Consider the following 23,860-nt stretch of genomic DNA (forward strand, 5'->3'; position numbering starts at 1 on the left):
TGCGCGGCGGCACCGGGCGGACGGCCGGGACTACCGCTGCCCGCCGGTCTCGTAGTGCAGGGAGATGGAGCGCAGGACGTCGGCCGAGGACACGTCGGTGCGGCCCTCGTCGTGGACCTCCGCGAGCTGGATGAAGGCGAAGGTCAGCGCCGAGGTGATCTGCACGATGGCGGGGCCGAGTTTCCCGGTGACGATGTCCGCCACCTCGCGCGGGTTCGCGTCGGCCGGCAACTGGACGTGCGGCAGCATCTCCTCCAGGAGAGTGGCGACCGCCCCGTTCCCGGCGACATCGGCGTCCGGGTTCTCACGCAGCCGCCGCCGCATCTCGAGAGCCTCGGTGAGGATGCCGACACTCCGCTGCATGATCTCCCGCTGCTCCATGCGCACAGCCTAGACACGTCCGGCGGCCGGGCGGGCGGGAACGGCCGCCCGGCCTTCCCCGGCCGGACCCCGGCACCCGCGACTGGCCCGGCGCCCCACTCGCTGACTATCATCCTTTTCATATATGAATGCGCGTCTTGTCCCCGAGGGCGGGTGCCGCGCGTGAGTGTCCTCGCCCGAGTGAGTGATCCATGTCCCGCACCGGCTCCACGGACGACGGCGACGAGCTGCTGGTCAGGCTCCGGACGCTGACGGCTCAGGCACGTGCGCAGGCCGAGGTCCAGCGCTCGCGGGTGGAACTGGCCATCGCCCTGCAGCGCGGAATGCTGCCCCGCGGGCTCCCGGTCGCCGACGGTGTGCGGCTGGCCGTGCGGTACGCGCCCGCCTACCAGGGTCTCAACGTGGGCGGCGACTGGTACGACGCGTTCACCATGCCCGACGGCCGGATCGGTCTGTCCATCGGCGACGTGCAGGGGCACAACATCGAGGCCGCCGCCTTCATGGGTCAGGTCCGGGTCGGGCTGCGGGCACTCGCCTCCGTGGACAGCGATCCGGGCGAGCTGCTCGGCCGGACGAACGAACTGCTGCTGTCGCTGAGTTCCGACCTGTTCGCCACCTGCACCTTCATGCGGCTCGACCCGCGGACCCGGCTGCTGGAGAGCGCCCGCGCCGGGCATCTCCCGTGCGTGTGGGCCACCGCGGACGGCCGGTCGGGGACCACCCGGGACGAGGGAGGCCCTCCGCTGGGGATCCAGTCCGGGGTGTCCTATCCCGTCACCCGGCACCGCCTCGACGCCGGCGGGGTGTTCGTGATGCTCACGGACGGGGTGGTGGAAGGGCCGTCGATGCCGGTCGACGAGGGCCTCGAACAGGCCGCGCGGCTCGCCGGCATCGCCGCGGTCGCCGGTATGGACGCGGACTCGCTCGCCGCCGCCCTGATCAAGGGCGCGGAGCTGGTGGGGCACGACGACGACGCGGCCGTCCTGGTGATCGGGCACGACAGACTGGACTCTCATCCATAGAGCCGACAGCACCCGGTCTCCCACCTCGCCGTCCCGGCTGCCCCGGTGTGTGATGGCTTGTGTGGTGGCCGCTCAGGATCTTCGTACACCGGCGCTCGTCGTGCTCGAGACGCTGGCCGTCGCCGCCTGCTACTACGCCGGTGGACGACTGGGGCTGCTGAGCGAGCTGTCCGTCGCCGGAGCGGTGGTGTCGCCCCTCTGGCCGCCGACCGGGGTGGCCCTCGCCTGCCTGCTGGTGTTCGGGCTGCGCTGCTGGGCGGGAATCACCCTCGGCACCCTGCTCGTTCTCCTGCACCTCACCACGCTGCAGCCGGCCTCCGCGGGCGTCCTCGCGGGCAACACCGCCGCGCCGGTCTGCGGGTACCTCGCGCTGCGCATGGTGGGGTTCCGCTCCGACCTCAGCCGATTACGCGACTGTCTCGCCCTGGTGTTCCTGGGCGCCTTCTCGGCCATGCTGATCAGCTCGTCCACCGGAGCGGGACTCCTGGTGGCCACGGGCGACCTGCCGGGCAGGGACTTCTGGGGCGTGTGGCTCGCCTGGTGGGTGGGCGACGCGATGGGCGTGCTGCTCGTCGCCCCGGTGGTGCTCATGCTCCTGCGGCTGCGGCCTCCGCTGCACTGGTCGAGGTGGAAGGAGGCGCTGGGACTGGTGGTGATCACGGGCGGTCTCGTGCCGCTGGCGACGCGCAGCCCGGCGAGTCTGCTGTTCTCCGTCTATCCCCTGCTCATCTGGGCGGCGCTGCGGTTCCGGCTGACCGGCAGCGTGCTGTGCGCGCTGTTCGCCTCCGTCATGGCCACGCTCGCGGCGAACGACCGGATCGGGCCGTTCGAGCGGCTGTCCGACATCGAGGTGATGGTCAATCTGCAGGCCTTCAACGGGGCGATGGCGTTGACCTCGCTGCTGTTGTCCGCGGTGATCACCGAGCAGCACCATACGCGGCGGTCCGTGGAGCGGGCCTGTCAGGAACTGGTGGAGGTGCTGGAGCATCTGACGGCGGGAGAATCCGCGGCGGGGCGGTCCCCGCGGGACGAGGGTGGGCGGGGCCGGAACGCGGACTGACCGTTTCCCGCCCCCGCCGCCCCTTCCCGTCCCGGAACCGGGGCTCCGCCCCGGGCCCCGCTCCCCGGACGCCGGAGGGGCTGGATCCAGCCCCTCCGGCGTCACTCGCCGAGGGACGCGGCGTCTCCCATGACCACGACCGGGTGGCGCTCGGGGTCCAGGGCACGCAGCAGTTCCCTCATATGGCGCTTCTCGAGGCTGATGCAGCCCTGGGTGGGCCCCTGGTGATCGACGTGCAGCCAGATGCCGCCGCCCCGGTCACCGCCGCGCGGACGGGTCAGGTCCAGCGGGGTGGTGCCCGGCTCGCGGTTGTAGTCGATGGCGATGACGTAGTCGAAGGAACCCTCCAGTGGCTCCCCCTCGAAACCCGTGCCGCCGACGGTGAACCCGTCCGACCGGTCGTACGGCATGGCGGTACCGGGATCGGGCAGCAGCCCACCGGCGTCGGTGAGGGTGTACACCCCGATCGGTGAGCGCAGATCGCCCGCCCAGTGGTCGTCGGTCCATCCCCTCAGGGCGTTGCGGGCGGGCCGGGCCGGCCCCGCCTCCCAGCCCAGGTCCGTGTGTTCGTACAGCACGGCCTCGGAACGGTTGCCGTTCCTGTCCCGGCCGGTGACCACGAGCACCTGACGGGCGTTCCGCGGGATCCACGCGAGCGTCCGCGGACCGAGCCCGGGGACCTGGGCCGGCAGTCGTGTCTCCGCGCCGGCCCGGCCCTGGGCCGTGTTCGCCGTGCCCGGCGGCCCGCCCGCCGGTGCGGTGGCCGCCGGTGCGGTGTCTGCGGGGGCGCCCGTCGTCGGGGCGGTGCCCGCCCCGCACCCGGTCAGAGTCGCCAGTACGAGGAGGAGGACGGCCGTCAACGACACACGGCCGCCTGCCCGGACGGGGACTGCGGCCAGGCGTCCGCCCCGGGCCGGAGCTCGGTGGCACGGACGGCGCGGGCAGTCGATCGATGAAGCCATGCCCTCAGCCTGACTTCGACCGGCCGGATCCGCCTCGGCTTCGCCGCGCGAGTCCGGTGAAGTCCCCCGTCTGCGCCGCCCCGGTGTGCCGTCGACCGGGCCCGGAAGACACCCGTACGAGTGACGGACCCGCACCCCGGGTGGAGTACGGGCCCACCGGACGGAGCAGCGCGCGGATGCGGTGCCACCGGTTGATCACGAACTGGGAACCCGGTTCGATCACCACATCCCCTTCGGCCGAACCGGTGACGGTGACGTCCGTCAGGGTGGCGCTGCCGCGGACGCCCCCCGTGGCGAAGGTGCCGGAGCCGTTGTCCGATCTGCCGACGGGTGACCGAGGTGATCCGGGCGTCGGGTATCGCACCGCCGCCCGTCTTGAACCGGATGCCGTCGTGGGTCGAGTGAAGTCTCCGGCTCGTGGCCCTCTTTACAACGGCATGCACACAACCCGCCGCACGGGCCGGTGCCGCCTCCGCACCGCCGGGGACGTCAACCGGCGGTCGTTCAGCACGAACGGCCGACCGCCGTCGGCCGTACCATGGCTGGCCATCAGGGGAACCAACGGGAAGAAAGGGGCACCGACGTGTCCGAGAACTCGACCTCAGCCACCGACCTCACCTCGCAGTACACCGCCCAGGTGGCGGGCGACCTGGAGCGCAACGTCGAGGAGCAGGAGCGGGTCACCGCGGAGATCGCCTCGCTCCAGAAGCAGTTGACGGTGCTTCAGCACGACCACGCGATCCTGGTGAACATGCAGCAGGCGCTCGGCCTCGTCACCGCGCCCGCCGGGTCCGCCGGGTCCGCCGGGTCCGCCGGCACAGCCGATGCCTCGGCGACTCCCGGGGCCGATGCGGCACCGGGCGGCGCGAGCGTCCCGGCCCCGCGCACCAGGGGCGGCGCCGGGTCGGGGACGGGGAAGCCGAAGCGCGCGGGGAAGGCGGCCGCGCTCACCGCGCCCGGGAAGGCGGCGCGCAAGCCGGGCGCGGCGAAGGCACAGCGGTCCGGCGCTCAGGGAGCCGGGACCCGGCCGGCCAAGTCCACCCGGGCGTCCGCGAAGCAGGCGCCCAAGGCCCCGTCCGCGACCGGGCCGACCGGGGCACGGGGAGCCGGAAAGGACGGGCCCAAGCTGGTCGACCTCGTGCGATCGCACCTGCGCGAGCAGGGCGCGCCGCGGTCGGCGGCGGAGGTGACCGACGCGCTCGGGAAGGCACACCCCGAGCGCACCATCAGGACCACCGTGGTGCGCAGCACCCTGGAGGGCCTCGTCGCCCGCAACCAGGCCCAGCGCACCAAGCAGGGTTCGTCGGTCTTCTACACCACCCCCGACACCACCTCCGAAACCGCCGCCGGAACCGCCGGGCGGGCCCCGGAGAGCGACGGCGGACAGTCCTGACGCCGGCTCATCCGTTCGCCGCCGCCACCGACCGCTCAGCGCGGCGTGTGACTCACCCGCACCGGGCCGAAGGCGATCCGGGTACGGGCCGTGCCGCCGGCCCAGACCACCTCGATCACCGCGTCGTCCACCAGCACGTCGTCGACGGCTTCCGACAGGGGCGTGGGCGCGGTGCCGGTGTCCCCGGTATCGGTGAGGGACGCCAGGGCGACATGAACCGAGGTGCCCTCACAGCGGCCGGTGAGGCGCGGCAGCAGGGCCCACGGGGTCCAGGCCGTTCCCTGCGGTGCGCGGACCGTCCGCGCGGACGGGTCGTCCCAGCCGTGCAGTCCGTACAGGGCGGAGGTCAGTGACTCCTCGGGGCCGGTCGCCCAGCCGGTGAGGGTGAGCCGGGACTCCGCCGGCGCCCCCACCACCCGGTGAGCCCGCAGTTCGTGGCGGCCGTGTGCCACGGTGACGCTCTCCACACGCAGGCCGGGCACCATCGGCGGGCCCGCGGTGAAGACGGGCCGGTGCCAGGAGGCGGCCCAGCCCCAGCCGTCGCCGTGCCCGGCGCCCAGGGGGTGGATGCGGCGGCGCACACTGTGCCGGCCACCGGTCCGCACGCTGAGGTGGTTGTCGGCGGTGTTCCCGGCGGACGTCGGACCGGTCCGGGTGGAGTAGGCCTGGCGTCCGTAGAGCGGGTCGTCCTCGGCCGCCGACTCACCCTCGTGCGGGCGCACATGGTCGCTGCCGTGGTTGTGCAGCCGCACGATCCCGTCGGCCCGGGTCGCCTGGACGAGCAGTCCGGGCGCGGGCAGCGCCAGCACCCGGTCGGACTCCTCCACGGGCGCGGCCTCCTCACGCGCCGTCCAGAAGGCGGAGCCGGCGGGGGCGAGCAGGGCGACGAACGCCTTCGACGCCCAGTACGGCGACGCCGGACCCGAGTAACTCTGCAGACCCGCCTCGTGCGGGCCGTACCAGCCGGGGATCAGCAGGCCGTCCGCGCTCAGCGCGCCCCGGTCCAGGAAGTGGCGCAGGCTGCCACTGGCGATGCGGCGTGCCGCGCCCGGTGACAGCGGGGTGTGGCCGGTCACCGTACCCAGCGAGACGGCGGCCGAGGCGGCGAAGCGGTAGGTCAGCGAACGGCCGAAGTGCAGCGGCGCCCCGTCCGCGCCGAACATCAGGGCGAGGCCCGCCAGATGGGCGCGCAGGCGTGCGCCGTAGTGCGTCGACGCCGCCGCGTCGCCCGCGAGGTGGGCGTCGAGCACCGGATACAGGTGCAGGGCCCAGCCGTTGTAGTGGTCGAAGGCGCGCCCGTCCCCGTCGGCGTACCAGCCGTCGCCCCGGTACCAGTCCTCCAGCAGCAGCCGTCCGCGCTCGCGCGCGGCCGCCGTCTCGGCGTCGCCGCGGCCCACCGACTCCAGGAACCCGGCGACCGTGTAAGGGAAGAGGTACCAGTTGTTGGGCGCCGGGGTGTGCCGCAGGGCGCCCCGCAGCCACTCCTCCGCGCGGTCCCGCACACCGGGGTCGAGCCGTTCCCACAGCCAGGGCGCGGTCAGCCGCAGGCCGAGCGCGACCGACGCCGATTCGACCATCGGCTGGCCCTGGACGTCGAAGTCCAGGATCAGCGGCCAGGACTCGGTGTCGTCACGGCCGGGGGTGCGGGTGCCGGCGGCGAGACCGCTCGCGTAACGCTCCAGCATCCCGTGGGGATCGTGTCCGTCCGCTCCCGCGACGCGGAACGCGGCGGCCAGGAACGTCCTGGCATAGCCCTCGAGTCCGTCGGAGCGTACTCCCGAGCGTGAGGGACGGCCGGGCAGGTCGAGCAGGGCGCAGCCGGGGGTGCTCCGGCGCCAGGCCGCGGTGAGCAGCCCGTCCGCCACGGCCTCCCAGTGGGCACGGGTGTAGCCGGTGCGGGGGCTGACGTCGTGGTCGTCGACGGGCAGTGCGAAGGGGATACTCATGCCAGGAAGGCCAGCCTTTCGCGCGGTACGGGGTGCAGGAAGCCCTCGCCCGAGCACCAGCGCGCGGCTTCGGAGAGGGCGAGTCCGGCCAGCCGGCGCCACTCGTTGCCCTGGGAGCCGGCGAGGTGGGGGGTGAGGAGAACGTTGTCGCACTCCCACAACGGGTGGTCCGGCGGCAGGACCTCGGGGTCGGTGACATCGAGCACCGCGCGGATCCGGCCGGCCAGCACGGCTTCGGTGAGGGCGTCCTGGTCGATGATCGCGCCGCGTGCGGTGTTGATCAGTACGGCGTCGGGGCGCATGGAGTCGATCAGGTCGCGGCCGACCAGCCCACGGGTCTCCGGCAGCAGCGGGGTGTGCACGCTCACGGTGTCGCCGCGCCGGAACAGCTCCGTCGGTCCGACGTGCTGCACGCCGAGTTCACGGGCCTCCCCGGCGCCGACGTACGGGTCGTGCAGCAGCACCTCGAAGTCGTGCGGGCGCAGCAGGTCGATGACCCGCCGGCCGATGAGCGACGCCGACAGGATCCCGACGGTGCGGTGGTGGTTGCCGACCGTGCGGGGAGTGCACAGCCAGTCCGGGGCGGTGCGCGAGGCGCGGTGGTCGCGCGCGGTCTCCAGCACCCGCTTGCCGGTGAGCAGGATCATGGCGAGGGTGTACTCCGCCACCGGAAGGGCGTTGGCCGCGGCGGCGGAGGACACCTCGATGCCGCGCTCCCAGCAGGCGTCGGTGACATGGCCGCGTACGCTCCCCGCGGTGTGCACGACGGCGCGCAGCCGTGGCGCCGAGCGCAGCACGTCCGGGTCCAGCGGTGGGCAGCCCCAGCCGGTGACCAGCAGGTCGACGTCGGCGAGCACGGTACGGGCCCGGGGGGTGGTGAGGTCGTCCAGCACCGGCGGGGGCGCGAGATCGCACCACTGCGCCAGGGTCGTGAGGAACTCGGGGCCGAGGACGGCCGCGGCGGCATCCGGGGACATGGCCAGTGCGGCCCGGGGGCGGGAGCCGGGGCCGGCCGGTGGCTCGGTCATGGTGTGACGCAACTCCTTGGGCGGTCGCGGTCACTTCGCGGCACCGGCGGGTCGGACCGCCGCGCCGGAAGCGCGGGTGCGGGGTGGTGAGTCGGAGCATCACTGAGTGAATGGTCCGGCCGGAGCGGAACGAAACTTCGAGCGCTCGTCCCGCCGCTCCGGCTCTCTCATCCGTCTGCCCGCGCCGGCCGGACCGCGGGCGTCGGCGGCGCTCCCGGTCCGGCCCTCCGCGCGCGCCAGGGGCACGGTCGGCCGGCGGGGGCCGAGGCGGGAGTGCGGCGGGCCGGGGCGGCGGCGGGTTCGTCCGTGACACGGGTCAGGGACGCCGCCCCGGCGCCGCGGTACCGGGAAGCCGCGCGGCGTGCCGTCGTCACCCGCGGTTCCCCACAGCGCCTCAGCTCCTCGGCGATTCCCGCCCCCGGTCCGGGCGGGCGCGGACCGTCAGCGCACCGGCGCTGTGGAGTGGGAAGGAGATGGATCCCCCTGACGGACCGGCCCGAGCGTCGTGCGCACTCCGCCGCCGGTGCTCGGCGTGCTGCTCACATGTTCCCGGCTGTCGGGGGCCGGCTCTGGATCCGCATGCCGGGACGGCGGCGGTGTGCGGTGAGATACGTCAGACCGGCGGGTCCGGCGGCGAGGCTTCGGGTGGAGCCGTGCGGGAGCCAGGTCAGGGTGCCGGTGGGCAGGGGGTGCGGGCCGTCGGGGGCGGTGAGGGTGCCGTCCCCCGCGAGGACGAGCAGGAGGACGTCGAGTTCGGGCTCGCGGTGGGTGTCGACGTGCTGCCCCGGCGGGAGGTGCACGACATTGGCGTCGAGCTGCCTGCCGGGCTCCTCCAGCCGCCACAGGGCGCCGGCCGAAGCGTCGTCGGCGCCCGCGGCCAGCGCGGCCGTGTCGCACAGGAGGCGCGGAAGCGGGGCGTCGTCGCCCGGCGTACCGCTGTCTGCCGACGTCATCGAGATGTCACCGTCCCTGCGCGTGAACACGTTCGCGTTCCGAATATGAACCTAGCATGCCTATTTGGGCAGGCCGGTGAGCCAGTCGGTGAGGATGCGGCTGGTCTCGTCGGGGCGTTCCTGCTGGAGCCAGTGGCCGCAGCCTTCGAGGATGTGGGAGGAGACCAGGCCGGGGAGGGTGACGGGGAAGGCGCTGATCGCGTCGGCCATCCAGGTGGTGGACGCGTCGAGTCCGCCGCCGATGAACAGGGAGGGCTGGGTGACGGGAGCGCCGTCGTACTCGGCGAGCTCCTCCCAGTCACGGTCCAGGTTGCGGTAGCGGGCCAGCGCTCCGCTCATCCCGGTGCGCTCGAACTCCCCGGCGAAGGTGTCCAGGTCCTCCTCGGTCAGCCAGGCCGGGAGGGGTCCCGCGGGGAACCTGTCGCGGAGCGTTCCGCCCGGGCTGACGAAGTACGGCGAAGGCATGCCGGGTGCGGGCATGGTGTCGGCCGACAGCGCCCTGCAGAAGCCGGCGAGCCAGCCACGTACATCGGGTTCGATCTCCGCCTCGGCACGGCCCGGCTGCTGGAAGTACGAGACGTAGAACTCGTCGTCGCCGCCCATCGCGGCGAACACCGAACTCGGCCGCGGGCCCCCGCGCGGGGCGTACGGGACGCTGAGCATGGCCGCCGCGCGGAAGACGTCCGGCCGGATCAGGGCGGCGTTCGCGGCGACGGCCGACCCCCAGTCGTGGCCGACGACGACCGCGGTCCGCTCGCCCAGGGCGTGCACCACCGCGGCGGCGTCCGCGACGAGTTCCCGCATGCGGTAGGCGTCCGTGGCGGCCGGCCGGGAGGAACGGCCGTAGCCGCGCACGTCGAGGGCCGCGGCGCGGTAGCCGGCCGCGGCGAGGGCCGGCAGTTGGTGGCGCCAGGAGTACCAGGACTCCGGGAAGCCGTGGACGAGCAGCACCAGAGGGCCGCTGCCCTGCTCCACCACGTGCGTGCGGCCGGCGGGCGAGGGGACGAGGCGATGCGTGGGACCGGTCGCCGGGTGCTGTGACATGGGTACTCCAGGGTTGTCCGGGACGTCCGGCCCTCCCGGCCCGCTGAGCGCCGGAGAGCCTCCGCCGAGCATGGCCCCGGCGGCCCCGGCGGAACGAGCGGTGTTGCCGGTCCGGCAAACGCGCGCTCGCCCTGCCGTCCACCACGTGCTCGTCCGCCGGATCCGCCGCGCTCGCCTCCCGGTCCGGCATGCCCGCCCACCCGGTCCGGTCCGGCATGCCCGCCACCCTCGCCCCGTCCCGAGTCGTCCTCCTCCGGCGTCAGGGTGACAGGCGCGCCGTGGGACCGGGGGTCACCTCGCAGGGGTGCCGCCGCACCGGGAAACGCGCCGGGGGCGGTTCCGGCCGAACCGGCTCGATCGGCACCGTCGCGGGTGAACGGCGGCCGGGCCCTCTGTCCTGACGTTTTCGCGCTGTGCAATGATCTGGCGGGACCCCGGCCTGTCGGCCGAGCGGCCGTGGCGGGCTCCCGCACACGAGAGGAATCGACGGACGTGACCGCGCAGAGCCCGGACGCCGGCGGATCGCCGGACGAGCACGACGGCACCCCGTCCGTGCCCGAGGACGTCTGGCAGCGGTTCCTCACCGACACGGAGCGCGCCATCCGGGCCACCGCCCCCAGGGAGCCCTCCGCGCGGCAGCGGACGACCCGGCCGGCGCCCCGTCCCCGCGCCCCTGCCCCGGGGACGGACGCGGGCAGCGCCGCCCCGGTCGGCGATCTGTGGCGGCCCGACGATCCCTGGGAGGGCCCCTCCTGGCGGGACCTGGACCGCCGCGCCAGAGTGCGCCGTGTGGGGCGCGTGGTGGGCACGGCGGCCGCGATCGCGCTGGCGCTGGGCGCGTGGTCCCACCTGTCGACCGGGGCGGGCACTCCGGTCGAGGGGCCGGGCGGCGACGGCGTGCTGCAGCAGTCCGAGGTGGCGCCGGCGGACCTGCCCACCGCGGCGACGTCCCGGGCGCCCGGACTCACTTCCCCGTCCTCCTCCGGCCCGGCGGTCCAGGCCGGCTGACGCGCCCCCGGTCACCCTCCGCCGGGTGACCGGGACATCGCCGTACGAGGTGCGGCTCAGCCGCCCAGCGCCGCGAGGACCACGGACTTGGCCTCCTCCTGCACCCGGCGGAGGTGAGCGGGCCCCTGGAACGACTCGGCGTAGATCTTGTACACGTCCTCGGTGCCGGAGGGCCGGGCGGCGAACCAGGCACTCTCCGTGGTCACCTTGATTCCGCCGATGGCCGCGCCGTTGCCCGGAGCCTCGGTGAGCACCCCGGTGACCGGTTCTCCGGCAAGGGTGTCGGCGGTGACCTGGGCCGGGGAGAGTTTCGCCAGCCGGGCCTTCTCCTCGCGGGTGGCCGGGGCGTCGATCCGCTCGTAGGCGGGCTCGCCGAAGCGGGTGGTGAGCGCCGCGTAGTGCTCGGAGGGCGTCTTCCCGGTGACCGCGGTGATCTCGGAGGCGAGCAGCGCGAGGATGACGCCGTCCTTGTCGGTGGTCCACACCGATCCGTCCCGGCGCAGGAAGGACGCCCCGGCCGACTCCTCGCCGCCGAAGCCGAGGGTGCCGTCGGCCAGTCCGTCCACGAACCACTTGAACCCGACCGGTACTTCGACCAGTTCGCGCTTCAGGTCGGCGGCGACCCGGTCGATCATCGCCGAGGACACCAGTGTCTTGCCGACCCCGGCGGCCGCCGGCCACCGCTCACGGTGCGCGAAGAGGTAGCCGATCGCCGTGGCGAGATAGTGGTTGGGGTTCATCAACCCCGCGTCCGGGGTGACGATGCCGTGCCGGTCGGCGTCCGCGTCGTTGCCGGTGGCGATGTCGAAGCGGTCACGCCGGCCGATGAGGGACGCCATGGCGTGCGGCGACGAGCAGTCCATACGGATCTTGCCGTCCCAGTCCAGCGTCATGAACCGCCAGGTGGGGTCGGTGAGCGGGTTGACCACCGTGAGGTCGAGGCGGTGCTGTTCGGCGATCCGGCTCCAGTAGGCCACGGACGCCCCGCCCAGCGGGTCGGCCCCGATCCGTACGCCGGCCGCCCGGATCGCGTCCAGGTCCAGCACGTCCGGCAGATCCGCGACATAGGTCCCGAGGAAGTCGTACCGGCCGGTCCCGGGTGCGGCGAGGGCGCGGGCGTACGGGATGCGGCGGACGTCCTTGAGGCCGCCGAGGATGATCTCGTTGGCCCGGTCCTGGATCCAGCCGGTCGCGTCCGAACCGGCCGGTCCGCCGCTGGGCGGGTTGTACTTGAAGCCGCCGTCGGCGGGCGGGTTGTGCGACGGGGTGACGACGACCCCGTCCGCGAGGCCCGTGGTGCGGCCCCGGTTGTGGGCGAGGACGGCGTGCGAGACCGCCGGGGTCGGCGTGTAGCCGTCGGCGCTGTCGATGAGCACCGTGATCCCGGCCGCGGCGAACACCTCCAGGGCGGTGACCCGGGCGGGCTCGGAGAGCGCGTGGGTGTCGGCGCCCAGGAAGAGCGGTCCGTCGGTGCCCTGTGCGGCACGGTACTCGCAGATGGCCTGGCTGGTCGCGGCGATGTGGTCCTCGTTGAACGCGGCCGCCAGGGAGGAGCCGCGGTGTCCCGACGTCCCGAACGCGACACGCTGCCCCGGTTCCCCGGGGTCGGGGTGCAGTGCGTAGTACGCCGTGACCAGCCGAGCGACGTCGACGAGATCCTCGGGACCGGCCGGGCCGCCCGCTCGCTCGTGCTGCATGTGCCCACTCCTCCGCAGGGGTTGATTCTTCGCTTGCGGAGACATCTTTCCTCTTCGGGGCCGTAGCGCGCGAGTGCGCCCGGCCTGCCGGCCCTCTCGGCCGTCCCGTCGTCCCCGAGCCGGACCGTCACCGCGTCGCGTCCGCCGTCCGGCCGCGTCCACCGACCGAGCGGGGTGCGCGCCGTGGGCCGCACCGCCCGCCGGGCCGCGACCACCTCCCGCGGCCGGTTCGCCGGTGGGGTCAGATCCGTCCGCCGGTCATCCGGGTGAGGGGACCGTGGGTGTGGCGTTCCGCGCGGCGGCCCACCGCATAGGAGGCGGCGGTGAGCGCGGTCAGGCCGGCCGCTGCTCCGGCGGCGACCAGCCTGCGGTTGGCGATGACGGTCCAGGCGGTCTTGGCGCCGGCGGCGACCTGTCCCGACGTGGCGACGACGGCCCGGCGGCCCGCCTCGACCCCCTTGGCCGCGGACTGTGCGGCGCCGTTCGCCGCCTGGGCCGCGCGTCCGGCACCCGCCGCGGTCGCCGACGCGGCGTCACTCGCCTTGCCGGCGGCCTTGTCCGCCGCCCGGCCGGCGGGAGCGGTGGCCTTGTCCGCGGCATCCTGGGTCTTGGAGGCGGCGGAACGGGCGGTCGCGGTCTTCTGGTTCGCGTTCTTGCTCTGTTCACTCATGGACACCGACTTGCCGCTGTTCCCCGCGCCAAACACGGACCTGTTCCCCGTGCCGGCCCGCGGGCACCGCGACCGGACCCGGACTCAGCCGACGGGCATTCGGTCCAACAGCGGCGTCCCGAGGGGGAGATGGCCGACATGGCCCGCGCACGCACCGTGCGCGGGCAGCAGCACGGGTCCCGTACCGGCCGAACCAGCGGCGGTGTGCGGCGCGTTGACCGCCTCACGGTCGGCCGGTCGCCACCGGCACACCTGCTCCGCGGGGCCGGTGGAGCGGGTCGGTGGCCCGGGGGGCGAATCGCTCCGGCGAAGGCACGCTCCGTCGGGCGGACGTACGGACGGACAGACGCAGGCGGCGGACGGGCGGGCGTCCGGCGGATGACAGGCGGCAGGCGGCAGGCGGCAGGCGGCAGGCGGCAGGCGGATGGTCAGCGGGCGGGCGGCGGCTGGACGGCGGGCGGACGGTCAGCGGGCGGGCGGCGGCTGGACGGCGGGCGGACGGACGGACGGCCAGTCGGGCGGCGGGCGGCCGACGGACGCAGGGGTGATCGGTCGGCAGGCGGACCGTCGGACGCACCGACAGCCCGGCGGCAGGCGCACGGCCGGACGGGCAGTCGGTCGGCGGGCGGCCGGGCGGCCGGGCGGGACGAGCCGGTCGGCGTGGTCGAGGCCGCCGCCTGTACGACGGTCGGCAGGAGAGCGGGGGGACGAGCCACCGTGGATGACGTGCGGTCGCCGGGCGGGCCGCAGGGCTGACTTCGTCCGGGCGGGGTAGGCGGAGTGCAGCAGTGGCGGAGCGGACACCCGGAAAGGAGCACCGATGCCGAGCATGATCCAGCGCATCAAGCAGTTCACCAGGAGCCCTCAGGGACGGCGCACGACCGAGCAGGTGCGCAGGGCGGCGTCCGATCCGCGTCGCCGGGCCCAGGCGCAGCGCCTGCTGGGCAAGCTGCGCGGAGGCCGGCGCTGAGCCCCGCACCCGCGCCCCTCCTCCGCACGGCCCGGCTGCCCGCAGCCGGGCCGTGCTCCCGTTCGACCCAGGAAGGACCCTCATGACCGGATCGTCGGTCCGTGCGGTGGGCTGGGCACGCTCACTGCCACTGGACAGCGAGGTGAAGGCGGCCCGGGACTGGGCACGCGGGCACCTCGACGCGCTCAGGTGGACCACCACCGATCCCGAGACGGTGGACGCCGTGCTGCTGACCGTCTCGGAGCTGGTCACCAACGCTCACCGGCACGCCCACAGCACCGCTCAGTTGATCATGACGTGGGATCAGCAGTGCCTGCACATCTCGGTGCACGACACCTCGGCCTCCCTTCCGGCACCCCGGGGGCCGAGCACCGAACGGGTCGGCGGGCGCGGCATGTTCCTCGTGGACGCCCTGGCCGACGCGTGGGAGGCGCATCCCTGCCCCCACGGCAAGACCGTCACCGCCTGCTTCCGCGGGCCGGGGCCGGAGAGGCCGCGGCAGCACTGACCGGGGCCCCGTGCGCACGGGGCCGGTGTCCGGCCGTACGATCGGCCGGTCCGATCCCACAAGGAGCCCCGTCCGGTGACCGCCGTACTCCCGCCGCCCCGCACCACCACCCGCACGCTCGCACACCCGCGGCTCCTGGTCCGTGAGGAGGACGGCGAGCGGCTGCACGCGCTGCTCTGGACCATGGGTCCCGGCCGCCGGACGATCAGCAGCTCCGTACTCGGCGGGGGCATCGGCGAACGGACCTGGGTCGTCAACGCGCAGGTCTCCCACGGCTACCGGCGCACCGACCCCGACCGGCATCTCGCCGGCCTCGCCGCCGGCTGCGGAGCCGAGGGCCCCGGGGCGGGGCTGATGACGGCGGCGGACGTCTCGGTCTACGCCCACGGGCACGACGAGGGCGTGGACGCCTTCGTCACGGCCGGCATCGAGGTGCGCGGCTGGGCCGCCGTACCCGGCGTGGGCCCGGACGGGCCGCAGGCCCCGGGCACGATCAACATCGTCGCCGCCGTACCGGTGCCGCTGAGCGACGCCGCCCTGGTCAACGCGGTGGCCACGGTCACGGAGGCGAAGGTGCAGGCACTCGTGGAGGCCGGTCACGACTGTTCCGGTACTCCCACCGACGCGGTGTGCGTGATGGCCGGCACACCTGTCCCCGGCGAGGAGACGTACGCCTTCGCCGGACCCCGTTCCCTGTGGGGTGCGCGACTGGCCCGCGCCGTCCACCGCGCCGTGCTGACGGCCGTGACGGCGCCCTGAGGCCGCCCGTCGGGTCCGCGGACGCGGGTCGGCACGGGGGCGGGAGGAGCCGGGACTGAGAGGCCGTTTGCGGGGTACCCGGGCGCCGGTGAGCACGCCGACACCTGGGTCGGTTGCTTTCGCGGTGACGGATGGGGGACCGTGGCAGATGAACCGACTTTCCCGGCAGAGAGGTGGTGGGGTGCGCACGAAGCGTGCCTGCGCCTGTGATTCCTTCCCCCGGCTCATCCGCCCATCCGCACATCGCGGACCTCCGTGACGGTCCGTCTTGGAGGGATGCCCCCCACCCGGTCCTGCTCCTTGACGAGAGCGGCACGGTCGTGGATCTGAACCCGTCCGCCCGGCAGGTGCTGGAGGACGACCGCGGCGGGGGAGGGACGCGAGCGGACGGGATACCGTCCTGGCTGGCGCAAGCGCACCGGAGCCTCACCGAAGCGGCCGGCGTCCGGGCGGACGCCCCCCTGGCCTCCGGGGAGATCGCCGGCCGGTTCTTCGAGGCGCACCCCGGCCCGGTCACGGACGGGGGCACCGTCTGGTGGCTGGTGGACACCACCGGCCGTCGCGAGGCCGAGGCCTCCCTGCGCGATGCCCGTGAGCAGGCGGCGATCCGCGCCATGGTCTCCAGCACCCTGCTGTCGTCGCTGAACGTGCCGCGCTGCGCCGAGGTGGCCGCGCAGATGGCGGCCGAGTACCTGGCCGACGCGGCGCTGCTCGTCCTGCCGCCCGTCGGGCGCCGCTACCCCGTGACCCACGCCCTGCGCGGCGGGGCCGCCGAGCACACCACGCAGCAGATGGATCCCCGCGACGTACCGGGACTGGCCGAGGCCCTCCAGGGGTTCCCGCCGGTACCGGCGCGCTGGATCGACCCCGGGTCCCTTCCCGGCTGGGTCGTACCGGCGGGCTTCGGCGGAGCGGTCGGCTCCGTCATGGTCACGCCGCTCCCCGGTCACGGGGTGTCCGCCGGCGCGCTGATCCTGCTCCGTTCCAGCACCGTGCAGGCGTTCACCCCGGACGAGGAGGCGTTCGCCCGGATCTTCGCCGCACGCGCGGGCTCCGCCCTGTCGGCCGCGCGCCTCTACAGCGAGCAGAGCGCGATCACGGCCACGCTCATGCGGGAACTGCTGCCGCCGACACTGGAGAGCCTGCACGGGGTGGACTACGCGGGGCGCTACCGCGCCGCCAGTGACCACGAGCGGATCGGTGGTGACTTCTACGACGTCCATCCCGGGGCGGGCCCCGCACAGGAGACGTTCGTCGTCCTCGGCGACGTGGCCGGCAAGGGGCTCGACGCGGCGGTCCTCACCGGGAAGATCCGCAACACCCTGCACGCGCTGCTGCCCCTGGCGTCCGATCACGAGCAGGTCCTCAATCTCCTCAACGGAGCCCTGCTCACGTCGCACCACACGCGCTTCGCCACCCTGGTGCTGGCCTGCGTCGGACGCGAGGACGACGGCCGGGTCCGGCTCCGGCTGACCAGTGCGGGACACATGCCTCCGCTCATCGTCCGCACCGACGGGCGCGTCGAGGAGGCGGCCACCCACGGCACCCTGGTCGGAGCGCTGTCCTCGGTCACGGTACGGACGGCCGAGGAGTGGCTCGCTCCCGGCGAGACCTGCCTGCTCTACACGGACGGCATCACCGAGGCCCGGGGCGGGCCCCTGGGCGACGAGCTGTTCGGGGAGCACCGGCTGCGGCTGGCCCTGGAGGAGTGCGCCGGGATGCCGGGGGAAGCCGTCGTGGAGCGGGTGCAGATGCTGGCCGCGCAGTGGCTGGGCTCCGGCAGCCACGACGACATGGCCACCCTCGCCATCAGCGCGCCGCGCACGGGCCCGCCGGTGGGGGTGGACAGCACCGGGAACGAACATCCGAGGAGGACTCCGTGAGCGGGACCCGCTGGTCGGCGCAGGAGCTGCGGGAGCGGCTCTGGCACGCGGTGATCGAGGGCGGCGAGTACGAGGCCGTCGACGCGGTGCAGGCCGGCCTCGACGCCGGCTGGAACGAGGAGTCCCTGCTGCTCGACGTCGTCGCGGCGGTGCAGGAGAAGATCGGCGTGGAGTGGGCCGCCGACCGGATCACCGTGGCGCAGGAGCACGCGGCCACGGCCATCAACGAGCGGGTGATCGCCGTCCTCGTCCACCGCCGGCCGGTGGACAGGTCCGGCGCCCCGTACCGCGGGCGGGTGACGGTCAGCTGCGTCGACGGCGAGTGGCACGCCTTCCCGGCCCGGCTCGTCGCCGAGGTGCTGCGGCTGCGCGGCTGGCAGGTGGACTATCTGGGCGCCCAGACGCCGACCCCCCATCTCGTCGCCCATCAGCACCGCACCAACTCCGACGCCGTCCTGCTCTCCGGATCGATCTCCACACATCTGCCGGCCGCGCACGCGGCGATCACGGCCTGTCAGGCGGTCGGCGTGCCGGTGGTGGCGGGCGGCAGGGCCTTCGGTGCGGACGGCCGGTACGCACGGGCCCTGGGCGCCGACGCGTGGGCCCCGGACGCGCGGGGAGCGGCCGCCGCGCTGGAGGCCGGTCTGTCCCGGCCCATGGCGTTCCGCGACGCGGTCGACGACCTGCCGCACCTGGCCGACCAGGAGTACACCATGGTCGTCCGGTCCCGCAGCCGCCTGGTCAAGCAGGTGCTGGTGGACCTGGAGAGCCGGTTCCCGGCGATGCGCGGTTACAGCGACGCGCAGCGGGAGCGGACCGCCGAGGACCTGGTGCACATCATCGACTTCCTGACCACCGCCCTGTACCTGGACGACGCCGAGGTGTTCACCGCATTCCTCCGGTGGACCTCCGAGGTGCTCACGGCACGCGGCGTCCCGGTGCACTCCCTGGCCATGGGACTCGACATCCTGGGTGAGCGGCTGCACGACTTCCCCCGGGCCCTGCGTCTCGTCCGCGAGGGCGCGGCCGCTCTGAAGGACGGGGCGGACGCCGTCGCCGTTCCCGGCACGGCGGTATGAGCATGGCCCGCGACTCCCGGGTTCGTCCCGCGCCCGACCGGGAGACGGTCACGCTGACGGTGCGCGTGTGCGGTGACCTCGACGAGGCCGCGGGCGCGGAACTGACCGCTGTCGTGGTGGCGCGGCTCACCGGGCCCGAGCCGCCGCGGACCGTGCGGCTGGACTTCCGCGCGCTGGAGGGCATCGACCGGCTGGGGCTGGCCGAACTGCTCATGATCCGCCGTCACACCGGTGCCGCGGGCGCGGCGCTGCACCTGGACAACCGGCCCGTGGCCCTCGAACGTCTGCTGCGCCGGACCAATGTCCTCGGCCATCTCACGGCCGCGGAGACGGCCGAGGCGGCGCCGGAGCGCCCCGGCGCCGGCCTCGTGCACAGCGCGTACGGCGACTGACCCAGGGCGCGGCTCACCGGTGGGGCCGGCCGGCCCTCTGCACGCACTCCCCCGCGCCGCGGCGGTGGCCGACGGCCGGGAAGCCGGTCCGGTCAGGCCTGGCGTGCGCACGGCGGCGTACCGCCCCCGGGCCGGCGTCTCCCGTCACCCCTGCGACCGCTCTCCGTCTCCTTCGGTCGGCCCCCGCCTCGCCCGGCACCGGACGAAACCGGTCGCTGCGTCCGTCTCCTGCGGCACGGCACGCCTCCCTGCGCGGCCGCGCTCCGACCCCCTCGATGGGCCATCCGCCTCGCCCGCGCCGGGCGGTACCGGTCCCTGCCCTCCGCCGGACCCACTTCCCCGGTACCGGTCGGGCTGCCGGGTCACCGGCGGGAGCGGACCGCGGCCCTGTCCGCTGTGCCGCCGGCGCCCAGAAGACCGGTGTGGCGCAGCGGGTCCCCCGCCTCCAGGCCGGGCATGCGCAGACGGGTCGCGCGCAGGACCACCGAGGGCACCGCGATACGGGCCACCTGGACCAGCCGCAGGCCGCGCGGCACATAGACGGCCCTGCTGCGGTGTTCCACGGCCGTCGCGAGCCGGGCGGCCACCTCGTCCACCGGGTGCAGCCGCCGGGCGGGCGGGGGCATGCGCCGGCGCAGTTCCCGCAGTACGGCGTGACGGTCGGCGTCGCGGATCATGTCGGTGTCGGTCCAGCCGAGGTAGCCGATGCCGACGGCGACACCGCGGTGCGCCACCTCTGCGCCCAGCGCGTGGGCGAAGGACTCCACGCCCGCCTTGGAGGCGCAGTAGGCGCTCATCATCGGAGCGGCGCCGATCGAGGCCAGCGAGGCGACCTGGAGGTAGTAGCCCTTCGTCGCCAGCAGGTCCGGCAGAAAAGCACGGGCCGTGGCCGCGCTCCCGGTCAGGTTGACGTCGATCACGCGGCGCCACAGCGCCGGGTCGGAGGTGGCGAACGGGCCGCCCTCCGCGATCCCGGCGTTGGCCACGACGGCGGACGGTGTGCCGAGGCGGGATCTGACCAGACCGGCGGCCTCGTCCAGCGCGGCCTCGTCGGTGATATCGGTCTCGCACGCCAGTGCCACCGTGGGCAGCCCGGCCGCCACCTCCTCCAGTCCGGCCTTCTCGTGGCCGAGCAGCGCGATCCGGGCACCGCGCCGGGCCAGGTCGCGGGCCAGAGCGGCGCCGATCCCCCGCGCGGCGCCCGTCACCACCACGGTGCGGCCGCGCAGCGGGGCGCCGCTCACCGGCCGTCTCCCCCGGTATCGGGGCGGGCCGTGTGGTCGGGATGACCGGCGGTGCGGCGGGCCTCCTTCATCTCGGCCTCGTAGAGGTGGTCGCGGCCGTCGGCGAGCTCGTCGACGGCCGCTCGCTCGATCTCCCGGAACGGCTGGTGGTACGTGGTGTCGTAGGCCTCGACGATCTGGAACGTCCAGTGGCCCGGGATGACGTTGCGCCCCAGTATCTGGGTGCGCACCGTCTCGGCCCAGTCCTCATGCCCGGCCTTCCGCAGCAGTTCGACCGCCCGGTCCAGTTCGAGATCGGCGGTGCCGGTGAGCTGATGGAAGCTGTAGAGATGCCCCCGGGCGCGCTCGGTGGTCTCCAGGGCCTTCGACAGCGCCCCGAGCGCCTCCACCGTCGCGTCGCTGACGCCCTCGGGGCGCCGGTGGGCACGGTCGGGACCGTCCTCGTGTCCGCTCATCGTCTCGCCTCCGCCTGTCGTCGATGGTGTACCCGCACCTCGGGGCCGGGGCCGGGGCCCCGGCCGGGGGGGGGGGGGGGGGGGGGGGGGGGGGGGCCGCAGACAGCCGGACCGTCAGCCCGTGTCCGGCTGTCTGCGGCCCGTGCGGTCGCGGTGCGCCAGCAGCCGCTGCGCCCCGGTCAGCGCGGGCGCCAGACGCCGGCGCAGGGCGGAGCGGGCGGCGTTGGCACCCGGCGCGCCGTGCACGCCGCCGCCCGGATGGGCGCCGGCGGAGGCCAGGTACAGGCCCTTGACAGGGGTCTCGGGACGCCCGGTGCCGGGGGCCGGGCGGAAGAACAGCTGCTGGTGCAGGGCCGCGGTACCACCATTGATGGCGCCGCCGTGCAGGTTCCGGTCGAGGGACTGGAGCGTGGGGGGAGCGAGGATGCGCCGGGCCCGGATCCTGCCGCGGAAGCCCGGCGCGAAGCGCTCCACCTGACGCTCGACCCGGTCGGCCATGATCTCCTGCTCCCTGGCGTCCCAGGCGCCCGTGAGGGACTCCTCCCCCGCGTCGTCCGTGATGTCGTGCGGCACGTGGGTGTAGGCCCACGCGGACTCGGTCCCCCGGGGGGAGCGGGACGCGTCGGAGGTCGTCATCTGCCCGAACAGGGAGAAGGGCCGGTCCGGGACGCTGCCGGCGGCGAGCTGGGCGGCGAAGCGGGTGAGCTCGCCGAGTCCGTCCGCGAGGTGGACCGTGCCCGCGCCCACGGCCTGCTCGCATGTCCAGGGGACCGGGCCGTCGAGCGCCCAGTCGACCTTGAAGGTGGCGAAGTCCCACTGGAAGCGCCGCAGGTCGGCCAGGAGCTGCGCGGGCAGGTGCTCGGGGGCGACGAGTTCGCCGTACAGGGCGGGCACCGACACGTCGGCGAGGACGGCGCGGTCCGCGGCGACCGTCTCGCCGCCGGCCGTGCGCACCCCGGTGGCCCGGCCGTCGCGCACGACCACCTGATCGACGCGCTGCCCGCAGCGCAGCACTCCGCCGCGCGTCTCCAGACGGCGTACCAGGGCGCCGGTGAGGGCTCCGGCGCCGCCGGCCGGCACGGGAAAGCCGTACGTCTGTCCGAGCATCGACATCAGCCAGCCGTAGCCGCCGCTGCCCGCCGCCTCCGGTGCCAGATCGGCGTGGAGCGCGTTGCCGGCCAGCAGCAGCCCGCCTCCCTCGCCCCGGAACTCCTCCTCGGCCATCCGGCGCACCGGCAGGACCAGGGTGCGCGCCATGCGCAGTCCTCCGGTGCCGCGCAGCCGCACGGCCAGCCGGGCCCCGGAACGGACGGGCGGGAAGGGAGTGAACAGGGCGTCCAGGAGGTCGGGCCGCAGGGTCTCCCACACGGCGTGCAGCCGGCGCCAGGCCGCGCCGTCGCCAGGCGCGAAGGAGTCCAGCGACTCCGCGGTGACATCGACCCGGCGGTCGAGCACCGCGCACCGGCCGTCGGTGAGCGGATGCGCGACGACGTGCGGGGCGTGGCTCCAGCGCAGCCCGTGACGTTCCAGCCGCAGTCCGGAGACGACCGGGGAGGCGGCGGCGAGCGGATAGAAGGAGCTGCAGACGTCGCTGACGAAGTCGGGGTCGGCGCCCCGGTCGTGGCGGACGGCGCCACCGGGCTCCGGCTGCTCCTCCAGTACCTCCACACTCCAGCCCGCGTCGGCGAGCAGGTTCGCCGCGACCAGTCCGTTGGGTCCGGCCCCGATCACCACGGCGTCAGGCACGGGCGCCTCCCGCGTCGGACCGCGAGGCGACGACCTGGCCCATGGGGCGGCGTCGCTCCTCCTCCTCGGCATCGGTCTCGCAGAGTTCCGCCAGCCGGGCGAGCATGGCGCGGTGGCGGATCTGGATGAGTGCCTCCACGGCCACGTTGTGCAGGAAGCCTCCGGCGCCGCGCAGAGGATGCTCGTCCACCTTGACCAGGGTGTGGTCCCCCCAGGTGTGCACCTCGATGGCGATCCGCGCCGTACCGAGCGGTCCCGCCTCGGCCTCGAGTTCCAGGACCTCGCCGGGTACGCAGCGACGGACGACGGTCTCGTTGCGCAGGCAGACCGGTCCGAAACGTACCTCGTACCCGATGGCGGAGCCGACCTGCGGCCAGTGCCCGCGCACCGGCTCGGACGCCGACGTTCCCACGACCCAGTCGGCGTAGCGTGTGCCGTCCTCGAGCACGGCCCACACGGACCGCGGATCCACCCTGATCAGACGATGACGAATCGCCACTTCGACCTCCCGTGTCCGGACCGGCACCAGCCAGCACTGAGTGCCCCCTCCGGCCGGTCTCAACCCGCGGCCTCGCGAAGAGGGCCCGGCCCGGGTCAGCCGGCGCCGCGGACCGGTGCCATGGCCCACCGGATGCCCGCGGTGACGGCGGTGCCGAGCGGGCGCACGCACACGCTCTCGGCCGGGGGCACGCGCGGCAGCCAGAGTGCCCTGGAGGCCCAGCCGGGCAGGAGGGACACGGCGTTGGCGGCGAGGACGCCGTAGGGCAGCCGGGCGAGCAGCGGGACGGGTGGGTCGAGCAGCAGGAAACGGGCGGTGGCGCGTGCCTCGGGGGTGGCGCGCAGGTCCGGACGGTAGGCGGCCAGCCGCTCGTCGAGGCCGGCCCGGTCGACCGGTGGGTCGGGTATGCCGAGCGCGGTGGCGATGCGCGCCATGTCCGCGACGTACGCGTCGCAGCCCTCCTCGTCCAGGGGGCGGGCGCCGTAGCGCTGGTGGGCGCGCAGGAAGCTGTCGACCTCCGCGACGTGCACCCAGCCCAGCAGGCGTGGGTCGGCGGCTCGGTACTCCTCCCCCTCCGCGGTGGTGCCGCGCACCGTCTCGTGGACGGCACGTACCCGGTCGACGGCGCGCTGGGCGCTGTCGGCGGTGCCGTAGGTGGTGACAGCGAGGAAGGTGCTGGTCCGCTGGAGGCGTCCCCAGGGATCCCCGCGGAATCCGGAGTGTGCGGCGACGGCGGACATGGCGAGGGGGTGGAGCGACTGGAGCAGCAGGGCCGACAGGCCGCCGATGAACATCGAGGCGTCCCCGTGCACCCTTCTGACCGGCCGCTCGGGGCCGAACCAGCGCGGCCCGGGGGTGTCGTGGATGCGCGCGCGGTTGGCCGCGCCGTCCGGCCCGGCCACCCTGGAGAAGATCGCGTGACCGATCCGGTCGCGTACCCCGGCGCCGCCTTCCGTCAGCAGTCCCATCGCTCGCTCCGCCCTTCTCGCGCCCACGACGGCCGCGGACGCCCCATGTACTGCCCCTGCCCCGGTCCCCTCGGGGTGCACACCGCTCAGGGAACATCGCCCCACCAGTCGTACACCCGGCCGCCGGCGCCCCGGGGCAGGTAGACCGAGCGTCCGCCCGTGCCGTAGCGGCCTATCTCGGTGGGCAGGCGGA

The 23,860-nt window shown here is 74.6% G+C and carries 23 protein-coding genes and 1 pseudogene; 10 read left to right on the plus strand and 14 right to left on the minus strand.

Going from position 1 to position 23,860, the window contains the following annotated elements:
* Nucleotides 1-30: 30 nt before the first annotated feature.
* A complete protein-coding gene (locus HTV45_RS01265) occupies nucleotides 31-381 on the minus strand; it encodes a hypothetical protein (protein ID WP_215203662.1) in 351 nt (116 codons plus the stop codon).
* 191 nt (nucleotides 382-572) lie between these two features.
* Here HTV45_RS01265 and HTV45_RS01270 point away from each other — a divergent pair, with 191 nt between their 5' ends.
* Nucleotides 573-1,403 carry a PP2C family protein-serine/threonine phosphatase gene (locus HTV45_RS01270; RefSeq protein ID WP_215203663.1) on the plus strand — a complete coding sequence of 277 codons (831 nt, stop codon included), beginning with the start codon at nucleotides 573-575 and terminating at the stop codon, nucleotides 1,401-1,403.
* 52 nt (nucleotides 1,404-1,455) lie between these two features.
* Nucleotides 1,456-2,463, plus strand: coding sequence for an MASE1 domain-containing protein (locus HTV45_RS01275; protein ID WP_215203664.1), 1,008 nt, complete (start codon nucleotides 1,456-1,458; stop codon nucleotides 2,461-2,463).
* A 101-nt stretch (nucleotides 2,464-2,564) separates the two neighbouring features.
* Here HTV45_RS01275 and HTV45_RS01280 read toward each other — a convergent pair whose 3' ends face one another.
* Nucleotides 2,565-3,329 carry a L,D-transpeptidase family protein gene (locus HTV45_RS01280; protein ID WP_215203665.1) on the minus strand — a complete coding sequence of 255 codons (765 nt, stop codon included), beginning with the start codon at nucleotides 3,327-3,329 and terminating at the stop codon, nucleotides 2,565-2,567.
* 283 nt (nucleotides 3,330-3,612) lie between these two features.
* Nucleotides 3,613-3,832, minus strand: a pseudogene (locus HTV45_RS33845) (hypothetical protein); the annotation flags it as partial.
* Nucleotides 3,833-4,008: 176 nt separating this feature from the next.
* Here HTV45_RS33845 and HTV45_RS01285 point away from each other — a divergent pair.
* Nucleotides 4,009-4,818, plus strand: a complete 810-nt coding sequence (locus tag HTV45_RS01285; protein WP_308308975.1) for a hypothetical protein — start codon at nucleotides 4,009-4,011, stop codon at nucleotides 4,816-4,818.
* A gap of 35 nt (nucleotides 4,819-4,853) precedes the next feature.
* On the opposite strand, the gene HTV45_RS01290 is transcribed toward HTV45_RS01285, so the two are convergent.
* From HTV45_RS01290 to HTV45_RS01305, 4 genes are all read right to left on the minus strand, one after another.
* Nucleotides 4,854-6,764, minus strand: a complete 1,911-nt coding sequence (locus HTV45_RS01290) for a DUF2264 domain-containing protein (RefSeq protein WP_215203666.1) — start codon at nucleotides 6,762-6,764, stop codon at nucleotides 4,854-4,856.
* Entirely contained in the window at nucleotides 6,761-7,792 is a 1,032-nt protein-coding gene (locus tag HTV45_RS01295) for a hydroxyacid dehydrogenase (protein WP_215203667.1), read from the minus strand. Before HTV45_RS01295 ends, HTV45_RS01290 begins: the two co-directional genes overlap by 4 nt.
* Before the next feature lie 539 nt (nucleotides 7,793-8,331).
* The gene (locus HTV45_RS01300; protein ID WP_215203764.1) at nucleotides 8,332-8,745 is read right to left on the minus strand and encodes a hypothetical protein; all 414 of its coding nucleotides are present in this window, start codon (nucleotides 8,743-8,745) and stop codon (nucleotides 8,332-8,334) included.
* A gap of 60 nt (nucleotides 8,746-8,805) precedes the next feature.
* Nucleotides 8,806-9,789, minus strand: a complete 984-nt coding sequence (locus HTV45_RS01305) for an alpha/beta fold hydrolase (protein WP_215203668.1) — start codon at nucleotides 9,787-9,789, stop codon at nucleotides 8,806-8,808.
* Nucleotides 9,790-10,281: 492 nt separating this feature from the next.
* On the opposite strand from HTV45_RS01305, the gene HTV45_RS01310 reads away from it, so the two are divergent.
* A complete protein-coding gene (locus HTV45_RS01310; RefSeq protein ID WP_215203669.1) occupies nucleotides 10,282-10,797 on the plus strand; it encodes a hypothetical protein in 516 nt (171 codons plus the stop codon).
* 56 nt (nucleotides 10,798-10,853) lie between these two features.
* Here the strand turns inward: HTV45_RS01310 and pgm are convergent, their stop codons facing one another.
* Both pgm and HTV45_RS01320 read right to left on the minus strand, forming a co-directional pair.
* Nucleotides 10,854-12,494, minus strand: coding sequence for a phosphoglucomutase (alpha-D-glucose-1,6-bisphosphate-dependent) (gene pgm, locus HTV45_RS01315; protein WP_215203670.1), 1,641 nt, complete (start codon nucleotides 12,492-12,494; stop codon nucleotides 10,854-10,856).
* Between the two features lie 241 nt (nucleotides 12,495-12,735).
* Nucleotides 12,736-13,164 (minus strand): hypothetical protein, encoded by a 429-nt coding sequence (locus HTV45_RS01320; protein WP_215203671.1) that lies wholly within the window; start codon nucleotides 13,162-13,164, stop codon nucleotides 12,736-12,738.
* 820 nt (nucleotides 13,165-13,984) lie between these two features.
* Here HTV45_RS01320 and HTV45_RS01325 point away from each other — a divergent pair.
* The 6 genes from HTV45_RS01325 to HTV45_RS01350 all read left to right on the plus strand — a co-directional run bounded on the left by HTV45_RS01325 (nucleotide 13,985) and on the right by HTV45_RS01350 (nucleotide 18,755).
* On the plus strand, nucleotides 13,985-14,134 hold the full coding sequence (locus HTV45_RS01325; protein ID WP_215203672.1) for a hypothetical protein: 150 nt from the start codon (nucleotides 13,985-13,987) through the stop codon (nucleotides 14,132-14,134).
* Nucleotides 14,135-14,216: 82 nt separating this feature from the next.
* Nucleotides 14,217-14,642 carry an ATP-binding protein gene (locus HTV45_RS01330; protein ID WP_215203673.1) on the plus strand — a complete coding sequence of 142 codons (426 nt, stop codon included), beginning with the start codon at nucleotides 14,217-14,219 and terminating at the stop codon, nucleotides 14,640-14,642.
* A 75-nt stretch (nucleotides 14,643-14,717) separates the two neighbouring features.
* Entirely contained in the window at nucleotides 14,718-15,401 is a 684-nt protein-coding gene (locus HTV45_RS01335) for an adenosylcobinamide amidohydrolase (protein WP_215203674.1), read from the plus strand.
* 242 nt (nucleotides 15,402-15,643) lie between these two features.
* Entirely contained in the window at nucleotides 15,644-17,284 is a 1,641-nt protein-coding gene (locus tag HTV45_RS01340) for a PP2C family protein-serine/threonine phosphatase (protein ID WP_308308996.1), read from the plus strand.
* On the plus strand, nucleotides 17,281-18,363 hold the full coding sequence (locus HTV45_RS01345) for a B12-binding domain-containing protein (RefSeq protein WP_215203675.1): 1,083 nt from the start codon (nucleotides 17,281-17,283) through the stop codon (nucleotides 18,361-18,363). The genes HTV45_RS01340 and HTV45_RS01345 overlap by 4 nt, the downstream gene beginning before the upstream one ends.
* 2 nt (nucleotides 18,364-18,365) lie before the next feature.
* On the plus strand, nucleotides 18,366-18,755 hold the full coding sequence (locus HTV45_RS01350; RefSeq protein ID WP_215203676.1) for an STAS domain-containing protein: 390 nt from the start codon (nucleotides 18,366-18,368) through the stop codon (nucleotides 18,753-18,755).
* Nucleotides 18,756-19,117: 362 nt separating this feature from the next.
* Here HTV45_RS01350 and HTV45_RS01355 read toward each other — a convergent pair whose 3' ends face one another.
* The 5 genes from HTV45_RS01355 to HTV45_RS01375 all read right to left on the minus strand — a co-directional run bounded on the left by HTV45_RS01355 (nucleotide 19,118) and on the right by HTV45_RS01375 (nucleotide 23,667).
* Complete coding sequence (locus HTV45_RS01355; protein WP_215203677.1) at nucleotides 19,118-19,999, minus strand: SDR family oxidoreductase; 882 nt, start codon at nucleotides 19,997-19,999, stop codon at nucleotides 19,118-19,120.
* Nucleotides 19,996-20,454 carry a hypothetical protein gene (locus HTV45_RS01360; protein ID WP_215203678.1) on the minus strand — a complete coding sequence of 153 codons (459 nt, stop codon included), beginning with the start codon at nucleotides 20,452-20,454 and terminating at the stop codon, nucleotides 19,996-19,998. The genes HTV45_RS01355 and HTV45_RS01360 overlap by 4 nt, the downstream gene beginning before the upstream one ends.
* A gap of 114 nt (nucleotides 20,455-20,568) precedes the next feature.
* Nucleotides 20,569-22,200: an NAD(P)/FAD-dependent oxidoreductase gene (locus HTV45_RS01365; protein WP_215203679.1), complete on the minus strand. Its 1,632-nt coding sequence runs from the start codon at nucleotides 22,198-22,200 to the stop codon at nucleotides 20,569-20,571.
* On the minus strand, nucleotides 22,193-22,699 hold the full coding sequence (locus tag HTV45_RS01370) for an SRPBCC family protein (protein ID WP_215203680.1): 507 nt from the start codon (nucleotides 22,697-22,699) through the stop codon (nucleotides 22,193-22,195). Before HTV45_RS01370 ends, HTV45_RS01365 begins: the two co-directional genes overlap by 8 nt.
* Nucleotides 22,700-22,794: 95 nt before the next feature.
* The gene (locus HTV45_RS01375; RefSeq protein WP_215203681.1) at nucleotides 22,795-23,667 is read right to left on the minus strand and encodes an oxygenase MpaB family protein; all 873 of its coding nucleotides are present in this window, start codon (nucleotides 23,665-23,667) and stop codon (nucleotides 22,795-22,797) included.
* Nucleotides 23,668-23,860 lie beyond the last annotated feature (193 nt).

It is taken from the genome of Streptomyces sp. CHD11 (assembly GCF_018638295.1).
GTDB lineage: Bacteria > Actinomycetota > Actinomycetes > Streptomycetales > Streptomycetaceae > Streptomyces.